We start from the raw sequence: 2,463 nt of genomic DNA, 5'->3' as shown, positions 1-2,463 counted from the left end.
CGAGCTCGGCGCGGACGACGACTTCTTCGCCCTCGGCGGCCACTCCTTGCTGGCCACCCGGGTCATCGCCCGGCTGGCGGCGGCGGGGACCACGGCGCCGCTGCGGGAGCTGTTCACCCATCCGACGGTGGCCGGGTTCGCCGCGACGCTGGAGGACCTGGCGGGCGAGCAGGGCAGCCCCCTCGTGCCCCGCCCGGCCGGGACGCTGCCGCCGCTCTCCCCCGCCCAGGAACGCCTGTGGTTCCTGCACCGCCTGGATCCCTCCGACGCCTCGTACAACATGTACATCGTGCGCAGGCTCCAGGGCCCGCTGGACGAGGTGGCGCTGGGGCGGGCGCTGACCGGGCTGGTCGCCAGGCACGAGTCGCTGCGGACCCGGTTCCCCGAGGTGGACGGGCGGCCGGTGGCCGTCGTCGAGCGGCCCGCGCCCGTCACGATCGAGCGGCTGGCCGCCCGGGGCGAGGCCGAGGCACGTGCCCTGGTCGCCGCCCGCACGAACGCCCCTCTCGACCTGGGCGCCGCGCCGCCGCTGCGCGTCACGCTGGTCCGGCTCGCGGCCGGCGACCACGTGCTCTGCGTCGTGCTGCACCACATCGTGGCCGACGGCTGGTCGATCACGGTGTTCCTGGACGACCTGGCCGCGCTGTACGCGTCGGCCGAGCTGCCGCCGCTGGCGGTACAGCACGGGGACGTCGCCGGATGGCAGCGGGAGCAGGACCGGAGCACGGCGCTCGACTACTGGCGGGCGCGGCTCGCCGGCCCGCCCACGCTGGAGCTGCACACGGACCGGCCGCATCGGCCGGGGGCGACGCGGGGCGACTTCCACGTGATCGAGGTGCCGGGCGACCTGCTCGCGGCGCTGGAGAAGACGGCGCGCGGGCATCGGGTGACGTTGTTCATGGTGCTCCTGGCGGCGTACCAGATCCTGCTGTCCCGGCACACGGGGCAGGACGACGTGCTGGTCGGGTCGCCGACGGCGGGCCGGGACCGGGTGGAGCTGGAGCCGCTCATCGGATACCTCAGCACCACGCTGGTGCTGCGCGGCGACCTGTCGGGCGATCCGACGGTGGAGGAGCTGCTGGCCAGGACGCGCGGGACGGTCCTGGAGGCGATGGCTCATCACGATGTGCCGTTCGAGCAGCTGCTGGCGGAGCTGGACGTCGAGCGGGACCTGTCGAGGAAGCCGATGTTCCAAACCCTGTTCACCCTGAACAGCCAGACCGCCGACGGCGAACGCGACCGCCTCGGCCCGGTGCGGATGTCGTTCTTCGACGACGGGTACCGGCAGGCCAAGTTCGACCTGACCGTGGAGGCGTGGCGGTCGCCCGGGCGGTTGCGGGTGGCGTTCGGGTATGACGCGGGGTTGTTCGACGCGAAGACGGTGGCGGAGCTGGCCGAGCGGTTCGTGGTCGTGCTGCGGGGGGTGGCCGACGCGGGGAACCGGCGGGTGCCGCTGTCGCGCCTGCCGGTGCTCACGCCCACCGACGAGGCCTTGCTCGCGTCGGTGGATCGCCCTGTCTCCGAGCCGGAGGCGGGCACGGTGCTCGGGCTGATCGCCGAGTCGGTGACGGCGCATCCCGGCGAGGTGGCCGTGAGCTGCGGCGCCGAGACGGTGACGTACGCCGGGCTGGAGCGGCGGGTGGCGCGGCTGGCCGCGGACCTGGCGGAACGGGGCGTACGCGAAGGGGACCTGGCCGGGCTCCGGATGGGGCGCTCGATCGACGCGGTCGTGGCCATGCTGGCGATCTGGCGAGCGGGGGCCGCGTACGTGCCGCTGGACCCGGAGTACCCGCCGGAGCGCCTGCGCGCCATGGCCGCCGGAACATCCTTCACCGTCACGGACGGGCTCAGGATCGAGCCCGGCGAGCGGGACGAGGCCCGGCCCGGTCTGGCATATGTGATCTACACCTCGGGCTCCACCGGCACCCCCAAGGGCGTCGCCGTCGAGCACGCCGGGCTGGCCGAGCGGGTCAGGTGGATGCGCAGCGCGTACGGCCTGCGCCCCGGCGACCGCGTCGTCCAGCTCGCGTCCCTCAGCTTCGACACCCACGCCGAGGAGGTCTACCCGGCGCTGGCGGCGGGCGCCACGGTCGAGTTGCTGCCGGGCGGCGGCGCCACCCTGCCCGACCTCCTCGCCCGCCGGCCCGGCATCACCGTGCTCGACCTGCCCACCGCCTACTTCCATCACCTGGTCGACCTGATCGACGAGATCGCCTGGCCGGAACGGCTCCGCCTGGTGATCCTCGGCGGCGAGCAGGTGCGCGCGGAGGCGGTGGCCCGCTGGCGTGACCGCTTCGGCGACCGGGTGCGCCTGGTCAACACGTACGGCCCCACCGAGACGACGATCATCGCCACGGCGGCCGAGCTGACAGGCGGGGACCCGCATCCCCCGATCGGCCGCCCGGTGCACGCGACCCCGATCAAGATCCTCGACCACCACGGCGCTCCCACACCGCCCGGAGC

Annotated in this window: 1 protein-coding gene; it reads left to right on the top strand. The window is 74.4% G+C overall.

Annotation, left to right across the window (positions count from 1 at the left end; translation table 11 throughout):
• Positions 1–2,463, top strand: a 2,463-nt coding sequence (locus AB0J09_RS62265; RefSeq protein ID WP_360713580.1) for a condensation domain-containing protein, incomplete at both ends; no start/stop codon positions are given.

It is taken from the genome of Nonomuraea sp. NPDC049784, from assembly GCF_040659615.1.
Lineage (GTDB): Bacteria > Actinomycetota > Actinomycetes > Streptosporangiales > Streptosporangiaceae > Nonomuraea.
This window is presented reverse-complemented; position numbering and strand designations above follow the sequence as displayed.